This window comes from Trichocoleus sp. DQ-A1 (genome assembly GCF_039961955.1).
Lineage (GTDB): Bacteria > Cyanobacteriota > Cyanobacteriia > Cyanobacteriales > FACHB-T130 > FACHB-T130.
Genome location: NZ_JAMPKE010000037.1, coordinates 35,075 through 51,980, shown reverse-complemented (window position 1 = coordinate 51,980; position 16,906 = coordinate 35,075). Strand labels below are relative to the sequence as shown.

The 16,906-nt window shown below is 47.0% G+C and carries 17 protein-coding genes and 1 pseudogene; 8 read left to right on the top strand and 10 right to left on the bottom strand.

Annotated features, from left to right (window positions below; genetic code table 11):
* Positions 1–259: 259 nt before the first annotated feature.
* The 4 genes and pseudogenes from NDI33_RS23660 to NDI33_RS23645 all read left to right on the top strand — a co-directional run.
* Positions 260–382 (top strand): annotated as a pseudogene (locus tag NDI33_RS23660) (nicotinate-nucleotide diphosphorylase (carboxylating)); the annotation flags it as partial.
* Between the two features lie 656 nt (positions 383–1,038).
* The gene (locus NDI33_RS23655; protein ID WP_190679416.1) at positions 1,039–2,325 is read left to right on the top strand and encodes a DEAD/DEAH box helicase; all 1,287 of its coding nucleotides are present in this window, start codon (positions 1,039–1,041) and stop codon (positions 2,323–2,325) included.
* Positions 2,326–2,549: 224 nt separating this feature from the next.
* Positions 2,550–3,185 (top strand): Uma2 family endonuclease, encoded by a 636-nt coding sequence (locus NDI33_RS23650; RefSeq protein ID WP_190679425.1) that lies wholly within the window; start codon positions 2,550–2,552, stop codon positions 3,183–3,185.
* 35 nt (positions 3,186–3,220) lie between these two features.
* Complete coding sequence (locus NDI33_RS23645) at positions 3,221–3,379, top strand: hypothetical protein (RefSeq protein ID WP_190679427.1); 159 nt, start codon at positions 3,221–3,223, stop codon at positions 3,377–3,379.
* Positions 3,380–3,434: 55 nt separating this feature from the next.
* On the opposite strand, the gene NDI33_RS23640 is transcribed toward NDI33_RS23645, so the two are convergent.
* Complete coding sequence (locus NDI33_RS23640; RefSeq protein WP_190679414.1) at positions 3,435–4,829, bottom strand: hypothetical protein; 1,395 nt, start codon at positions 4,827–4,829, stop codon at positions 3,435–3,437.
* 204 nt (positions 4,830–5,033) lie between these two features.
* Here NDI33_RS23640 and NDI33_RS23635 point away from each other — a divergent pair, with 204 nt between their 5' ends.
* Entirely contained in the window at positions 5,034–5,672 is a 639-nt protein-coding gene (locus NDI33_RS23635) for a PAP/fibrillin family protein (protein ID WP_347275960.1), read from the top strand.
* Between the two features lie 80 nt (positions 5,673–5,752).
* Here the strand turns inward: NDI33_RS23635 and NDI33_RS23630 are convergent, their stop codons facing one another.
* Positions 5,753–6,535 (bottom strand): intradiol ring-cleavage dioxygenase, encoded by a 783-nt coding sequence (locus NDI33_RS23630; RefSeq protein WP_190679412.1) that lies wholly within the window; start codon positions 6,533–6,535, stop codon positions 5,753–5,755.
* A 392-nt stretch (positions 6,536–6,927) separates the two neighbouring features.
* Complete coding sequence (locus NDI33_RS23625) at positions 6,928–7,527, bottom strand: hypothetical protein (RefSeq protein WP_190679421.1); 600 nt, start codon at positions 7,525–7,527, stop codon at positions 6,928–6,930.
* Between the two features lie 381 nt (positions 7,528–7,908).
* On the opposite strand from NDI33_RS23625, the gene NDI33_RS23620 reads away from it, so the two are divergent.
* Together NDI33_RS23620 and NDI33_RS23615 are read left to right on the top strand one after the other, a co-directional pair.
* Positions 7,909–8,712 (top strand): SDR family NAD(P)-dependent oxidoreductase, encoded by an 804-nt coding sequence (locus tag NDI33_RS23620; protein WP_190679410.1) that lies wholly within the window; start codon positions 7,909–7,911, stop codon positions 8,710–8,712.
* A 143-nt stretch (positions 8,713–8,855) separates the two neighbouring features.
* Positions 8,856–9,716, top strand: a complete 861-nt coding sequence (locus tag NDI33_RS23615; protein WP_190679408.1) for an MBL fold metallo-hydrolase — start codon at positions 8,856–8,858, stop codon at positions 9,714–9,716.
* Between the two features lie 245 nt (positions 9,717–9,961).
* Here NDI33_RS23615 and NDI33_RS23610 read toward each other — a convergent pair whose 3' ends face one another.
* The 5 genes from NDI33_RS23610 to NDI33_RS23590 all read right to left on the bottom strand — a co-directional run bounded on the left by NDI33_RS23610 (position 9,962) and on the right by NDI33_RS23590 (position 13,919).
* On the bottom strand, positions 9,962–10,810 hold the full coding sequence (locus tag NDI33_RS23610; protein ID WP_190679406.1) for an alpha/beta hydrolase: 849 nt from the start codon (positions 10,808–10,810) through the stop codon (positions 9,962–9,964).
* Between the two features lie 486 nt (positions 10,811–11,296).
* Positions 11,297–11,578 (bottom strand): antibiotic biosynthesis monooxygenase, encoded by a 282-nt coding sequence (locus tag NDI33_RS23605; protein WP_190412920.1) that lies wholly within the window; start codon positions 11,576–11,578, stop codon positions 11,297–11,299.
* A 320-nt stretch (positions 11,579–11,898) separates the two neighbouring features.
* Positions 11,899–12,756 carry a nucleotidyltransferase domain-containing protein gene (locus NDI33_RS23600; protein ID WP_190679404.1) on the bottom strand — a complete coding sequence of 286 codons (858 nt, stop codon included), beginning with the start codon at positions 12,754–12,756 and terminating at the stop codon, positions 11,899–11,901.
* A gap of 138 nt (positions 12,757–12,894) precedes the next feature.
* Complete coding sequence (locus NDI33_RS23595) at positions 12,895–13,020, bottom strand: hypothetical protein (RefSeq protein ID WP_277878961.1); 126 nt, start codon at positions 13,018–13,020, stop codon at positions 12,895–12,897.
* A 50-nt stretch (positions 13,021–13,070) separates the two neighbouring features.
* On the bottom strand, positions 13,071–13,919 hold the full coding sequence (locus NDI33_RS23590) for a hypothetical protein (protein WP_199302639.1): 849 nt from the start codon (positions 13,917–13,919) through the stop codon (positions 13,071–13,073).
* 264 nt (positions 13,920–14,183) lie between these two features.
* Between NDI33_RS23590 and NDI33_RS23585 the strand changes: the two genes are divergently transcribed.
* Complete coding sequence (locus NDI33_RS23585) at positions 14,184–14,393, top strand: hypothetical protein (RefSeq protein WP_190679420.1); 210 nt, start codon at positions 14,184–14,186, stop codon at positions 14,391–14,393.
* A 19-nt stretch (positions 14,394–14,412) separates the two neighbouring features.
* Here the strand turns inward: NDI33_RS23585 and NDI33_RS23580 are convergent, their stop codons facing one another.
* Both NDI33_RS23580 and NDI33_RS23575 read right to left on the bottom strand, forming a co-directional pair.
* Positions 14,413–15,228, bottom strand: a complete 816-nt coding sequence (locus NDI33_RS23580; protein WP_190679402.1) for an alpha/beta hydrolase — start codon at positions 15,226–15,228, stop codon at positions 14,413–14,415.
* Positions 15,229–16,116: 888 nt separating this feature from the next.
* Complete coding sequence (locus NDI33_RS23575; RefSeq protein WP_190679400.1) at positions 16,117–16,848, bottom strand: hypothetical protein; 732 nt, start codon at positions 16,846–16,848, stop codon at positions 16,117–16,119.
* Between the last annotated feature and the right edge of the window lie 58 nt (positions 16,849–16,906).

Below are 16,906 nucleotides of genomic sequence, written 5' to 3'. Positions count from 1 at the left end.
GCTTGCTCTCCCGACCGCTTTATTAATGTAGCAACCACGAACCGCTTCTGTCAACTGTTTTGAAAAACTTTTTTGAAAAACTCTCAAAAGCTCCAAGGGCGCAGCTTTTGGGCTAAGTTGGTTGGGCAAGCTTTTAGAAAAATTAGGGGAAAACTGAAGTGGTGAGTCCCAGGGCTGTTCTACCTCCCTTGATCGTATTAGACCCACTCCTGCACTCCTGGTTGTTGGAGGATGTCGGTCGCGGCGATCGCTCGAGTCAAAGTACGCGATGTAGATGGGAGGAGCGATGAACCACCGGATGGAACTAGATGATGCTGTAATGATTAAGGATAATCACATTGCTGTAGCTGGAGGAATTGGCGAGGCGATCGCTCGTATCCGTATGTAGATGGTGAATAAAGTGGCGACCTTGACTGACCTCCACTTTGATATTGGATCTTCCTGGCTACTCAATCGTTAGAAAAAGCGGCTTCTTTTGATGAGCGACCAGCGCATTACTAAGGAGGGGCAAGTTCTGAATTAAGGCTCAAGAACACCGCTGCTAAGAACTGAACGGAGGAAGTGTTGAGCCGATTGCAAGCCCTGACTCATTATCATTAGAAGTGCAATCGTGGTACCCAAATGATGCAAACTCAACAAACCCACACGTAGCTCTCAAAGTAAGCGTTTTGATAGCAAAAGTAGCAGATTAAGAAGTAGCAGATGAAGACAATGCGGGGGAAAGCCACGGATGAATAAGAGTTTCTGCTTTAACCCTGTTGACCGCACTGTACGGCGACTTGAGTAAAATTGTCAAAATTGAACAAACTCCCAAGAAGCGGGAGAGCATTGTGAAGAGCTTAGCTTACCCCATCCTTCTTCAGATATTTTGTCCGAATGTCTGTTAGGATGAGTTTCTGCCAGTACATTCCGGTCTGTTGCTGGCGCATTGGAAAAAAGCTCATTTAAGCCATCCAACTGAACTACAAATTTCCTGCTCTTAGACTGGCCCCAGGCACTTGATTTGGGATAGGGGCATTACTAGGAGCGATCGCATCCATGACATTTCGTAACCTCGGTCTTTCAACGGACCTGCTTCGTGCTGTGGCTGACTCTGGCTATACTGAGCCAACCCCCATTCAGCAGCAAGCAATTCCCGCCATCCTGAAAGGGCAAGACATTTTCGCTAGCGCCCAAACTGGAACGGGCAAGACTGCTGGCTTTACCCTGCCTTTACTGCAACTCCTGGGTACTGCCAACGCCAACCAGGTGCATCGCAGACCTCGTGCCCTCATCCTCACACCTACTCGCGAACTGGCAGATCAGGTAAAAGATAGCGTCAAAACTTATGGCAAATACCTGTCGCTGAGAGCGGCAGCAATTTATGGCGGCGTGGGAATTAAGCCGCAAGTTCAAACGCTGCATCGGGGAGTTGATATTGTAGTCGCTACACCCGGTCGGTTGCTCGACCACGTTGGGCAAAAGACGGTCGATCTCTCGAAGATAGAGATACTGGTGCTGGATGAATGCGATCGCATGTTAGACATGGGCTTCATCCGCGACATCCGCAAAATTTTGGCAGTGCTACCTCCATCCCGGCAAACGCTGATGTTTTCTGCCACCTTCTCTAAACCGATTCAGCAGCTTGCCAGCACCCTACTAAAGTCTCCGACCCAGATCGAAGTAGCTCCCCGGAATACCGCCGCACAGCAGGTAGAGCAGGTAGTTCATCCGGTCGATCGCAATCGCAAGCGAGAACTGCTTTCTCATATGATCGGGTTCCACAATTGGCAACAAGTGCTAGTCTTCACCCGGACGAAACACGGAGCCAACCGTCTAGCTGAGCAACTTGCTCAAGATGGGTTGAAAAGCACTGCAATTCATGGCAACAAAAGTCAGGCAGCCCGTACCCGTGCTTTGCAAGACTTTAAGCAAGGAAAAGTGCGAGTATTAGTTGCCACCGATGTAGCATCACGGGGTCTAGATATTGATCAGCTGCCCCACGTAGTCAACTTTGAACTCCCTAACGTACCAGAAGATTACGTGCATCGCATTGGTCGCACAGGTCGCGCTGGCAACGAAGGAAGAGCGGTTTCCCTCGTCAGCGAAGATGAATACTCATTCCTCAAAGACATCGAACGATTGCTCAATAAAACCCTTGTGAAAGATGTGATTCCAGGCTACGAGCCAACTGCCCCAGTCCAGAAAGTGGTAGACCAAGCGAAGGGTCAGCGCGCAAATCAAGGGCGCAGTAACCGAGCAAAGTCCCAGGCACCATCTGCACCCACCCGCAGCAAAAAGCCCACCGCACCAGGTCGCGCTCAAAAAAGGCTGCACACTGCTTAAGCCTCTAGCGATTGCCGCCTAGTTAAGGCGAGATACCCGAATTTTTAAAAAAGTCGGGTATCTTTTTAGGGGCTGACAATATGGTTGGCAAGGGGTGCGGTGCAAAATACGGTAGGAGCGATCGCTATTTGGCAATCGCTGTCAGTTAGTCATCAATGATAATTATGGGTGAATGGGGAGTTACGGTTGAAGAAGCTACCCCAGCAATCGATGGAGGAACACCAATGACCGTTAGCATTCCTATTCGTGCCATTGAACTCACTCCCGGTAGCACGATTAGCATTCATAACTTGTCTTGGCAAGACTTTGAACAGATTCTTACGGAACTGGGAGAAAAGCGCAGCACCCGCATTGCATACTACCGAGGAACTCTCGAAATCATGTCCCCTCTGGCACTGCACGAACGCCCCCATCGCATTATTGCTTACATCCTCACAACAATCTTGGAGGCTCAAGGGCGGGACTGGGAAGATTTTGGCTCAACTACTCTCAAGCAACCAGAAATTGCCGGAGTCGAACCCGATACTTGCTTTTACATCCAGAATGCCAGTCGTGTCCGGGGTTGCACCAATATGGATTTAGCGGTTTATCCACCCCCGGATCTCGCCATTGAGTCTGATGTCACTTCAAAGACTACCTTGAACGCCTACGAAGCGCTGCGCGTTCCGGAAGTGTGGATATATCGGAATCGCCAACTCAAGATTTACATTTTACAAAACGGTGACTACGCCGAATCATCTGTCAGTGCTATCTTTCCCGATTTACCGATTACCGAAATGATTCCCCAACTGGTGCAAAAAGCCATTGATGATGGAACCAGTCGGATGCTGCGCGAACTGAAAATACAACTAAGTCAATAACTGGAAAGACTGGAACCAAACTAGATAAGCAAAACATGGATAGTGCTACTTGCCTCCAGAAGATTTTAGTTGATTCGCCGGTTGGTGTTGTGTTACCGGCGATCGCGCTTTTGAATCTCCCAAACTGTTGGTTAGCTGGTGGTGCGGTACAAAATACGGTAGGAGCGATCGCTGGTGAGGCAATGAAGGTTTAGAGGCTCTTGTTCAAACAATACTGCTGGTTTAACAACTCACTAGTAAGTAAGCTAATCACTTGACACTGCTGCCATCAGAAGGATGTTCGCTACCTAGTGGTTCTAGTTCAGGTAGCGGACATACACCATCTGTATTAAAAACAATGTTCCAAAATTCTGCTACATCTAGCTCTTCGCGCTGGTAGGAACATAAAGCACGGAAAAGTTGTGTAGTCGTAATCAAGCAAAGGTTGGCTCTCTTTGCCCTATCAACACAGTTAGGCGGGAAGGGATTATTGCGTAGCTCCGGTGGATGACCGCAATACATATTAGCAATGAGTATACCCTTGCTTTCCAAATTTTCCTGGAATAAAGCATCCCTAACCCACTGATCTAACTGGCGCACATCATCAAGACTTAATGATTTTGTTCGACCTTTAATTTCCAGCATTCCTATCTGACCCGCAGGAGCTGTAAGCCGTCCATCCTCACGGTTTTCCTTCAGTGGTGGATCGCTCACTGCTGCACCTAACTCTCTCAACGCATCACGGACAACTGGCTCCAAGCCCTCGACACCTTGTTCATAGAGCAGCTTACGAAATCGTGATGCGTTCTGTAAACATTGTTGAGCTGTAGCCAATTCCTTTTTTAGTCGTTGAATTTCTTGCTCATGGTGAGATATTTCTTCTACAATCGGTATCTGTTCAGGAAGCTTGTAGACTTTTACCCAATCCGGTGGAGCTTGCTCAAGTTGCAAACCATATCGCTTTTGAAGGATTAGATTAACGGCATCATAGTTGGAAATTTCCGTAGGTGAGGGAAGCCAGATAACACATCCTGACTCCCGTAGTATGTCTACTAGTGACTCTGAAGAAAGATATGATTTACTTTCTTGTGTTGCTTGAAACTGTAAATAAAAAGCAATTGGTTTTTGGAAGCGTGTTTGAGCGAGCGCACGCATGTGAACTCTTAAAAGATTTGCTTTGGAATCTATCTTGGATAAGAGTGCATCAGACAAATATAAGCCATTTACAAATTTAGTAGTTGCATAAAATGACCATCGGCGTACTTGCTGAAAGTAATAGGCAAACTCTGGATCAATGTCGCGGATTTCCTCACCTGAGTCATAAACGACTTCTGGAATCAACGGTAACCACCAACTGACAGGTTGGGACAGATGACTGCCTAAATTAATTCCTGGATTACCAATAACGATAATTTCACTATTATCACTAAACAACAGATGAACGAACTGCTGCCATGAAGGTAATGCTTCTAGCTTTAATCCACGAGCTAATTCCTCATCTAATAAAGGTATCAGGTTAAGAATAACTACATCGTAGTCAGCAACATTGAGATATTGCGGTAGGTTATCCCAGGTATAGGCAGTAACTAATCGAGCGTGTGGAGCCGAACCCAGTACTAAAATGCGCTTGTTGATATGTTTTTTTACGTTCTCTTGAGTCGGCATCACCTCATTTATCTTCTAGAAATATCTATTTGTACTACTCTTATAGTACAAATAGTCAATTGATTACCACCTTACAAAAAGCGCTCAGTACTCTCTTTTTGGAATGTGAGCGCTATAGGCATCCTTTATTTAAGGACACAATCTAGCGCTTTGACCCCTTCCGGATAGTACGGTCAATTCTCCAGTGTATGCTTTCTCCAAAGTATGGAAGTGGAACATCAAGACATGGTAGGAGATGACGCAACGAGATTTGCCTTAAAAGCTGAACTCTTGCAACGAGTAGAAGCGTTAGGGCTACAGCAAGCGCTATTTCCATCGGAAGGAGGGGAGGCAATCGATGCAATTGTGCAACACCTAGAAAGCATCAATCTCATTCCACAGCCACTTCACCCCAACTATCTCCCTTCTTTACTCGGTAACTGGCAATTGGTGTACGCCTCAAAAGGAACGGTTGTTACTCGCCAACTTGCATCAATTCCAGATTTTGGGGGAATAATAAACATCAAACGGGTGTGGCAAAAGTTGGTTGCAGGAGGTACTAAGAAAATTTTTGCCTGTAACGGCGCTTTTCTTGACTTACCCCTGCTAGGGGAATGGCGGTTACAGGCTGACGGCGTTTGGACTTGGGGCGCGGATGAGAAGACAGCTAAAGTGACTTTCGATAGTTTTTCGATGCAAGCAACAAAGCTCTTTAGTATGGAAAGCTGGAGTTTTCCTGAATTGAAAATCCCAGTGTTGGAATTTCTCCGGAATGAGGCGGAGTGGGCAACCTCCTACTTAGATGAAGAAATCAGGGTAGGACGAGGTGCAACAGGCAATTTGTTTGTGTTTCGTCGCGAGTGAGTTAGGCATTTTGAGCGATCGCATTCTATCAACTCTGCAATTATGGAGAATGCGATCGCTGTTGATTAATCTGCAATAGTTTAAATCGTCTGAAGCCCAATATCGAACGTACCCACGTAGCCTTGTGCATCTTGAGTTAGCTGGAGCATCAGTTGATCGCCGCCATCTTGAAAGATGCCATCTCGATCGTTCCTCTGGGTGCGCTGTCCCTTAGCGGCGTAGGGAGGCTGTGCGTGGACTCGATCCGTGAGGGCATCGTTGAAGTAAAGCTGCGAGGTAAACTCAGAACCCCGCCCGGACGCAGAATCGGTGCGAATCTTGAAGTGAATGTGAACCGTTCTGCCTGGATACCAACCAGGATAGATCGTTACGAACTCCACGGTTCCATTTGCATCCGTCACCTGATAGCCGCGCAGGAATTTTTGCCCTTGCGTATCCCCGTTGAAGTCTCGAACATCCGAATACACGCCCAGCGCGTCGCAATGCCAAACGTCTACAGTTGCGCCCCTCAAAGGCGTACAGGATCTACCATTAATCCCAGAGATACGAAACACCAAACGCAACGGTACTCCTGGCTTTAGCGCACCGTTCGAGGGGTCTGAGCGGATATCAGAACGGTTAAGCTTCTCATCCACGAAATATGGCCCTTCCGTCTGTTGGGGTTTCACCACGCAGGTCGGAGTCTGCGCGCTCGCTTTCCGAGTCGGTGTCTGAGTTAATGTACCTATTGGCTTTGCTGAGATTGACTGTCCGCGCCAGCATCCTATAAGCGATACTGCCGCTGTTCCCCCTAGAAAGCCAAGCACCTCTCGCCGCTTCAGCATGGAGACAACTGGGATTCTTTTCACACGGTCTTTTTTCATTTCATCTGCTCCAAATAGAATTATCGCAATCTACAACTGCACACTCTGCATGAGTAAGAGATTGCCGCATTCTCAACTGGACGGTTGAAACCACGTCTACCAAAACCCGGATCAAAACCCGGATGGTGCGCGGGTTTCAAAACTTTGATTTGTCTTCAGCATTCTCAACTGGGCAGTTGAAACCGCGTCTACACAGGCAAAAGCCGCCTGCGCGGGTTTCAAAATCGTCTTAAGTCTGCACTGACGGACTGGGTTTGTTGAGCCGCGATTTCTAATTACCAGAGCTTTATCGGCGCAAGATATCAACTTGAGAAACTATTACCCAAGGCGTCACAGACACGACCTGAAAACTAGGTCGTATCCATGAACAGCTTGCTCTCATTAGCTTGAGCTTATTGCTGAGGAGGGGGAGGTACGTCTGATTGGTTGCCATCTTGAGGTGGACGGGGCGGAACTCCCAGCGCATTTACCAGTTGCTCTTCCGTCACGCCGAGTTTTGCCGCCGCCTTAAAATCGGGTCGGGGTGGGCGTTGTCCCGGTTCGGGCGGTGTAGTTGGTGGGTTTGCAGGTACTCCCAGTGCTGCCTTCAAATTGGCTTCTGACACACCCAGCTTCTGCGCTGCGGCTGCAAAATCGGGACGGGGCGGACGGGGCGGAACTCCCAACGCATTTACCAATTGTTGTTCGGTAATGCCGAGTTTTGCCGCCGCTGCCTTAAAGTCGGGACGAGGTGGGCGTTGTCCTGGTGTAGGATTCGCTGGCACTCCCAGTGCTTCTTTCAACTTAGCTTCTGAAATGCCCAATTTCTGAGCCGCTGCGGCAAAATCTGGTCCTCGTCTGCGTCCCTGTCCCTGCTGTTGTTGATTGGGCTGGGATGAGTTTTGGGCTTGTCGGTTAGGCGATTGAGCCGTTGCCTGATTAAGAGTCACACATCCAAACGTCCCAACTAGAACAGGAATTGCGATCGCTGCCAGCAGTCGGCGGGTATTCATCACAAGCTTTCTCCTTCGGTTGAATCTTGAAACGTGTCTATAGATTCAATTAAGCTCAACCAAAATTACAGCTTGCCCTTCGTCTAAATTACAGTTTTGTAATCTGCGCTAGTGAAGGCGAGATACCCGACTTCTCTAAAAAGCCGGGTATCTGAACCGCAGGCGAAGCTCTGCGAGCGCGCTAGCGCTATCGCGTGAACTCCAGAAAAGTAACCTCAAACACACAACAGCCATACTTCCTTGGAAAGACGCGATCGCACAGATGTCTTCCTAGGATTGTAAGAGTTGCGATCGCATTCGCGCAGACTGTCTGGTAGCGAAAAAGAAGCACAATCCACAGCTTTCCTAGCGTGGAGAAGTCCTACAGGAGTTTAAATGGTTATGAACAGTTCGTCGAACCGACCTCTGGCTGTTGTGACAGGTGCCTCCAAGGGCATCGGTTACGAGCTTGCCAAACAGTTCGCCCAAAACGGCTTTGATCTCCTCGTCACAGCCACCGGATCGAGTATCGATGAAGCCGCTCAAACCTTTGAGGGACTGGGTGCCAAGGTCGAGACGGTGCAGGCTGATCTTGCTACTTATGACGGTGTAGAGACACTCTACAACCAGATTAAGGCGACTGGCAGATCGGTAGAGGCGATCGCGATAAATGCAGGGGTCGGTGTCGGCGGTGATTTCGCCCGCGAGACTGATCTGAAGGACGAGCTGAATCTCATCAACCTGAACGTCGTTTCATCTGTGCATCTCGCCAAACGGGTAGTGAAAGATATGGTCGAGCGCGGCAAGGGTCGAATCCTCTTCACTTCGTCAATTGCTGCCATCATGCCAGGGCCATTTGAAGCAGTCTACGCGGCTTCGAAAGCATTTGTACACTCCTTCTCGGAAGCACTACGCAACGAGTTAAAGGATACAGGCGTCACCGTTACCTCACTCATGCCTGGGCCAACCGATACCAACTTCTTCCATCGTGCGGGAATGGACGACACCACGGTGGGTAAAAAACAGAACGATGACCCGGCTGAAGTCGCCAAACAAGGTTTCGATGCCTTAATGGCAGGCAAGGATCACATCATCGCTGGTTCGCTCCTGACGAAGATTCAGGGCAATGTAAGCAAGGTTTTGCCTGATACCCTCAAGGCTGAACTGCATCGTCAGATGACTGAGTCTGAGTCGGCTAACAAGTAACGCACACAGTGCCTTCCCGATCATCTGTTGTATATAAAGGCGTTTTGGCAGGCATTCTCATACCGACCGGAGCAAATGCAAGCGTCGAATGAGGTGCAGACATCAATACCCGTAGGCAAAAAGTAGTTTAAAGCAGAACACTTATGCACATTCATCATCTCAATTGTGGCTGTATGTGTCCGGTCGGTGGGGCGCTCTTCGATGGCTTCAGTCGCGGTCTAACGGCTCGCCTCGTCTGTCACTGTCTGCTCGTGGAGACGAACCAGGGACTCGTTCTAATCGATACTGGCTTTGGTCTGCGCGATGTTAAGTCACCTTACGAGCGACTCAGCCCGTTTTTTATTCATTTCAACGGTATCCAGTTCGATCGCAAGTACACGGCGATCGCTCAGGTCGAGCAACTAGGATTTTCCGCACGGGACGTGCGCCATATCGTACTTACCCACCTCGATTTCGATCATGCTGGTGGGCTGGAGGATTTCCCTGAAGCAACGGTACACGTAATGCAGACTGAAATTGACGCAGCGCAGGATCGGCACGGTTTCATTACCAGCCAGCGCTATCGTTCAGACCAGTGGGACGAGGTAAAACGCTGGAAGTTCTATTCGCCGGGTGGCGAACCTTGGTTCGGCTTCCAGGCTGTGCGCGATCTCGACGGACTACCGCCAGAAATTCTCCTAGTTCCGCTTGCTGGTCACACGCGGGGTCATGCTGGCATTGCCATCCAGACAGGAGATAGTTGGCTCCTGAATGCAGGCGATGCCTACTTTTACCGACACGAGATGGACTCCTCCGAACCACGTTGCACGCCGGGAATGCGTTTCTACCAATGGATGATGGAGGTGGATCGCGAGGCGAGGCTCCACAATCAAGATCGGCTACGTGCATTATCGCGCGATCGCAGTAACGACGTGCGCCTCTTTTGCAGTCACGATGCGATCGAGTTCAAAACCTTCGCCGACCAGTCCAGCGACCCTCAGAACTTGAAAATTCATCATTCATGAAGTCAGCGTCAATCAGATTGATTGAAGAAGCAGGAATTAAGAGCGATCGCGGCGAACAACAGGAGACTATGCTCAGTTAGTCCCCGATTTGATGTTTGAGGTCAAGTCCAAAACTGACTTCTTATTTAAGCTGCGTCAGAAGTCTCAGGAATCTCTAGCTCTATGAACGCAGGTTAGGGTTTTAGTTGACTTGCGATTGGTTTATATGAAGATAAGAGAATGTTAGGCTTCCTATCAAAAAAGGGTTAGCGATTGAAAAGCCAATCGAGTAACTCTTTGTCAAATAGCTCTGGCTCTTCAAAGTGAGGCGTATGGCTGCTCTTCTCAAATATGCGGATAGTAAGATTACTAAACTTGTCTCTTACTCCTTCCCACATATAGGGTGGTGGAACGAGGTAATCGTAGCGACCAAGTGCAAGCAATACAGGTGCTTGCAACTTATCTAAGTTCTCAGTAATATCTATATCCCGAAAAACCTCGCCCCAGACATAATCAAACATAGCCATATTGACTTCTATACCTTCCCAAAGTTTTGTCGCGTCATAGTTGTAGTCAAACCAACTTTTGGGTCCCATGAGAAGGCAATAGGTAATAAAAGCTTTCTCAGGCGCAGCAGATATTTCTTGAGGCAACCTGGTCAGGTTTTTAGCAAGAGCTGCTTTACGCTCAGGACAAACAGAATCATTCAGATATCGTTCCGCCGCAAGATGCCCTTCACGCGAGTAATTTGGTCCTACACACATCATTACCACATGAGACACATTGGCAGGATATTTTTTGGCATACTCCAGCGCCATAAATCCATGACCTGAATGACCAATAACAATAATCTTGCCAAACCCTAGCTCTTTCCTAACCAGTTCAATATCATCAACCAGTGAGTCTAACTGGAACAAAGAGGTGTCTTTACAATTATAAGGAGGTGAGAAACCTCGATGATCGATAAAGACCAACTTTAGACTGCTACGAAGATTGTTAGAAAACGTTCTAGAGTAATACAGTGAACTTCCAACCACGATGGTAGGAGTACCGTCACCCTCAACAATATACTGAAGCTTAAAACCGCTTGAATACACATGGCCTGTTAAAGACATATTCTTACTTCTCCAGATTTCATCCGCTTAATCATAAATACAGAGACGACCGCCATACAGTCTATGATTTACTATGATTCGTTCAAGGAGTTTCGACATTTTAAGTAATCGCTTAATTAAATGTTAATACTAGGATAAAGTATGCTTTTGCAGCGTACTGGGTTCAGGAATAGATTGACATAGACGCAAGACATACATCCTTGTACAGTTGCGATCGCGTCTTCACAGCACCATCCAATCGTTTAGCAAATTTGAAGCCATTAGCACCAGAAGTCTTAGCTATTTTAGCTACAGTAGCAAAAGGACAAGCTACGGTAGTCAGTGCGTAAAAATAGAGGTCAGCAATGTCCAATTACTACCATTGAACGATCGTGCTGTATCAACTCATAAATCCTCGTCCTTCCTTAGTATAATTTTAGGAGAGGCGATTTGGATTTGTGTCATAGACACGCAGACAGACTTGTAGGGAATTTTTACTACCCGATCCTACAAAGTGCCTGACTCTAGTTGCTCCAAGTATATGAAATCAGGAGCCTTTACTCCGGCTTCAGCTCTGATTCTAATGAGTTTAGGAGATTCAAAAAAACGCTTGGCATCGTCTATCGATGTCCACAATGAGAAATGCACCACTTTGTTGGGATCGCTTTCATACTTTAAGACCTGATACGACCTCTCTCCAGCTTCCCTTCTTATGTCGGATGCATTGTCAAAAACCTTCTTCCACGACTCGTAGTCTTCAACTTCATGGATAATTAACACGTATTGCATAATTTATCTAGCTAGTAGTGTTTCTTTATTAACCTAACCGATGCTTGGGACATTGGTGTTGGTAGTAGTGGATCGCGAGCCGAGGCTCCATGATCAAGATCGGCTACGTGCATGATCAGGCGATCGCAGTAACGACGTGCGCCTCTTTTGCAGTCACGATGCGATCGAGTTCAAAGCCTTCACCGACCAGTCCAGCGACACTCAGAACTTGAAAATTCATCATTCCTGAACTCTGCGTCAGTCAGATTGATTCAGGAACCAGAGCTAAGGCGATCGCGGCAAGCAACAGGAGACTATGCTCAATACTAGCCCCTTAGACTTTACATAACTAACCGACGATTGCCATACCATTGACTCAAATCATGCTCAATTCCTTCAAGGATTGCGATCGCATCCATCATTGATTTTGCATCAGCCGCTAACAAAGCAAACACTGACTCAATCCGTTGTTGATAGTTCTGTGGACAGAGCGCAAAGCTATTGGCAACTGCCACCGCACCTTTCTCATTCAATAGGTATTCTTCATTGAGTGCAAATAATACCTGATTCATACAAGCTACGCTACGGAAACAGCAACCTGCTGCATAGGTAACATCAGCGCGTGCAATTGCCTTTTGTGCAATGAACAGTGAAAAACTAATTTCCCAGGCAAAAGTATCAATAGTTGCTTGTTTAAGCTGAATTGGATAGGGAGTTGTCTTAGCCTTTAAAGCGTCTAAAACGTTATATGGATCGTGAAGTGGCAGACAAATTGCAACTTCACCCATATAAATAGAGGACACAAAGCCGTGTGGATGCCCTGGTTGGTAATCAATAGTAATTTGCCCAGCATGACAATCACCAATGACACGATTAACCTGAACCACATCACGATAGAGAAAATCTACAGAGACACCTTCTATCTTTAGCCAACCACCGCCATTAATCCATTTTCCCCATCCACCAATTGGGGTGATTAGATTTGCGCGGTGCTTGTCGTCAAGTTCAGAGGCGAGGTAATTTAGAGCAGTCACATCAAGCGGATTCTCTGGGTTGTAATAAATTCCTAGATCCACATCTGACTTCTGTGTATGGTTGCCTCGTGCCCTTGAACCCCCCAGAGCAATCGCTGCAATTCCCTGAATTGACTGTAAACGTTCAACAATACGGTGGATGAACTGAGGCAACTGCTGATTCATATTGACTCCATTTTTACCACCAATTCAAACCCATTTCACATTAGATGCTAGCGGACAAGCTTCAAATAATACCCTTACTCATAACATAAGCTGCACAACTATTAGTTGTACCGTATTCGCTATTAAACAGCACCCGCTTCAACTATATTTTCCTCTAGATAAATCCACATATAATTCTTTTGAATAGTCTGTATATAGCTGAATCGAACCGATTAGGCTTTGAGTCCAATGAGAGCGATCGCGCCGAATGACAAAAAGCTGCATTTGGATTTTTAGACCGCCGTGTACAATCACTAAACACTCAAGTCCAGCTATTAGCTAAACACGCCCTTTAAATGTGTTCTCAAACTTTCAATGTTGTTCCACTGAGACATTAGACTTGGACTGGCTAACGATTTTGCTTTGGTATCTTGCCACCCCCAATCTGCTCTCATGACATCTTTATCGAGGGGAATACGATAAGGATCGCTGAAGTCAGCAACCCAATGTATCTTCACCAATCTGAAAATGCCCCATTCACCCAGTTTCCATTGAGATTGATCTTCACTTCCTTCCTTGACCAGTTCAACTATGTGCGTTAGACACCGCTCATAGCCAACTGGCTTTTGGGAAAGAATAATGAGCGCTCCTTTTGGTAGCTTCAAAGCATGAGCCTCTACACCCATACCCTCTTTGAAGTTCAATTGGAAATGAGATCCAAGGGGGTAGTCTTCATATGCCCACTTGTCGGGTTCATTAACATTATTGACATTTTTGATGTATTCCAGCCGAGTATAATTCATTTTCTTTTCCAGTTTCTTACAAGGCACAAGGTTTTTTAGTTGTTCTAATGTCTCTATGTGACACTCTGAAAACTCCTCAAATGGAGAATAACCATTCCACATTGAACTAAAGGGATAGTGGACATCAAATGGAGCGATGGAACTGAGGTCTTTAACCACTAGAAAACAGTAAGGCTTCGGTGGGTTACTAATCTGTGCTGCAATCTCCTGACCGCGTTTTGCGTAGGTTTTAGACTTTTCAATTGCTTCAGGTGTGACGAAAGGAAAAACTGCTTTTTCAGCTTCCTCATAAGTCGCTTCTACCCAAAATGAATCAACGGGTGTAGCTCCCCACTGAAAATTACGATACTCGCACTGTGACCAGTAAAGTCGAACAAGCATATTCTCTTCTTGCTTATCTTAGTTTGTTGATAGGAATCGTGTCATAACTGAAGTTATTTTGATAGTTGCTGTACAAATGCGGTATGTTCTGGTGCAGTCAACCCTTCGGAGCAACACAGCGATCCCCCCATATCCCTAGTCAAGAGGTCGTTCACTGCCAACCATCAGCCTGGAAACACTTGACTCTGAATCACCCCATCCTCATCAGCTGACAGTGGAATACAACGAGGATATCCCAAAGTTCCTAATTCAGCCAACAGCTCTATACCCGAAATCGTTGAGATTCCTATCAAACTAACTCGATTTCAACTTCCCCAAGCGGTTCTAACACACTTGCAATCTTTGTTAGATCGTCAGGATAAGGATCATACGCCGTCTCAAGCAGAACGACAGGAAGTAGAAGGACTTGTTGAACTGGCAGAATTTTTATCCTTACTATGTTTGCCCTCAACGCGGGTGATGAAGCAAGCATAGATGACAACGGAGTTCTTGGTTAGACGGCTGCTAGGCAGGTATCGAGTGCCGTAGCAAACGGCTCAGGCGCATCAAGCATGAGCCAGTGTCCTGTAGCGGGTAAAGTGATTGTGGTTAGTGCTGGACGGAGGACGTGAAGGCTGAACGGCGAGTTATTCGACGGAGCAAGAATAGCGTGAGCGCGTGCTCCCGGCGAAGCGAGGTACTCATCAAGAGCTTCTAGTGCTTTAAAGGCGAACAAACCGCGAGACGTTCCAAGCAGCCGATCCTTTGGGGTGGCAGCAAGGCGGGCGAGTATTTGATCTTGCGTTGCCGAGGTGCCCCCTGCCAGTGCGTTGCGGAAAGAGTCTTCCAGTACCGATCGCCAGCCGTCGGTTGCGAGTGCCGCTTGCATCGGAGCGATTTGTGCCTCATATACCTCTGGGGGGCATTGAGTGCAATCGATTGGTGGATCTACCAGTACCAACTGCGCGATCGCGTTAGGTTTAGCTGCCGCCGCAGCGAGTGCGACGCAAGCTCCGAAGCTGTGCCCAACGAGCGCGATATGCTCAAGTCCAAGGGCTTCTAATACAGCCAAGAGATCGGCTGCACACGAGGCGGGAGAGTAGTCATCATCCTCAGGCGGTGAGGAAGCACCGTGTCCCCGCAAATCGATCGCGATCGCACGTCGAGTCCGGGCGGCATAAGCAAGTTGTTCATCCCAGAGGTCTGCGGAACACGCCATACCATGCACAAACACTACTGGCAGTAGCTTGCATTCCATAGTGGTGACAGGTGCAGCGGCTTCAAGGATATGAATGCTAACGTTCTGAGCAGCGAGAGTTATTAAGTTCATACTGCTTTCCCTTGAGCCTTAATTGCTTCAGATAATCGCCATTACCCTACAGATTAATCTTAAAGCATTGTCTCTAGTCCAATTGCTGCTCAAACACTGGTCAAGCACCTCAAATACACAAACTGCTGTTCCTGTCCCTGCTATGTGATTAGCCCTGCTTACTGCTCCCATTCTACTTGAACAGGCTTTATCTCCTGTTCGTTGAATGCGGTGAGGCTAGCTCTCAGATTCCCATTTGACCAGTGTATGGCTGTGAGATGATACTTGTAGTTTTCTCCGTATTTAGCGCGATAATTGTACATTTGTTTTAAGGTCTAACGGCTAGCGTTATCGATTGCAGATCAGCTTGAACTCAGCACAAGAAGCATTAGTCAATCCGGTACACGCAGTTGTTAGCCATGCCACTAAACAAGTTAAAGTTCCATTTGCATATTACAACCCTCATAGGGGCAAGGTCGTCCAACTCCTTTCCGAAACTATGACTATCTAAACGAATTTGATATGACCTCAAAAGTGTTCCCAATTTAAAATCCCGGCACTCGTATCCTGAATGCCGGGAAAGATTTAAGTCGCTGAGCCTATATGAGAGATTTCCCGGTTCCGCAGAATCAATCTGATGCTGTGAGGTTTTTCCACTAAACTACCCCCGCATACTTAGAGCAGGGGACGGGATTTGAACCCGTGTCTCGCTAGCCTTGTTCTACAGAGAATGATACAGGGAGCGATTTTTCAAGATGAGATTGGAGCAATAGCTTGAGCTTTATTTTGAGCTTAATGCGCTAGAGCGGCTTTACCATTTGCCTACCCCCAGATAAACTGGGGGGCAGGAATCGAACCTGCAAATCCCTACTCGCTAAAAATGAACTTGTACTCCAAATCTAGTGTAGTTTAATCTGCAAATAAATAGCCAAAAATCGCATTAGCAACTTGCCGCTGCTGCACTTCCCTGCTATTGGCTTCTTCTCTAGCTTGAATCACGGCTTTTTGTAATATATCCACTCTACGCAGCATTCGATTCACGCGGTCTTGAGGAAGTGCCCCTGAGAACTCAATCAAACTCCAGGTTCCTTCCACAATATCTTTGGAAACCTCCTTGATTTGAGCAGGGTGATGTTCCGTTGCTTCATAGGCAACCACAAAATCAGTAATTTTCTTAGTTTTCACAGTTTCTTTGGGACTGGTAACGTAGCATCCTCGATTGGGGTCATGCTGCCAGTCTTTGTCAATCGAAAGCACGGGTAGCGAAGCAATAAACGTCTTCACATCCTGAAGCTGCTTTTCAAGAAATAATAGATAGGAAACAGGAACATCTGTAAGAATAGTCTGTCCATTTACTGTTACAGATGCTTTAGCCTCAGTATTAGCGTAGTCCTGAGTAGCTGCTAGGTCTAAAAATTCAGAGCAGGATTGTACAAACTTTTCGACCAACTCCTCAGCCTTCAGCGTCAGTTTTTGCGATTCAGGAGGATATACAAATCCATCCTCTTCTCTAGGCTGGTAAGTTCTGCTTAATCCTTGAAACAAGGTACTCTTCTGACCCAGTTGCGATACTTCGGCTTTGCCTTTGTTGGCGTTTGCTTTAACAGATTGCAACACGGCGATCAACTGATTTAGCTTCATATAATTACCAAAATTGGTCAATTCAATTATTGCCTAGCCGATAGAGCCAATTTCTGAA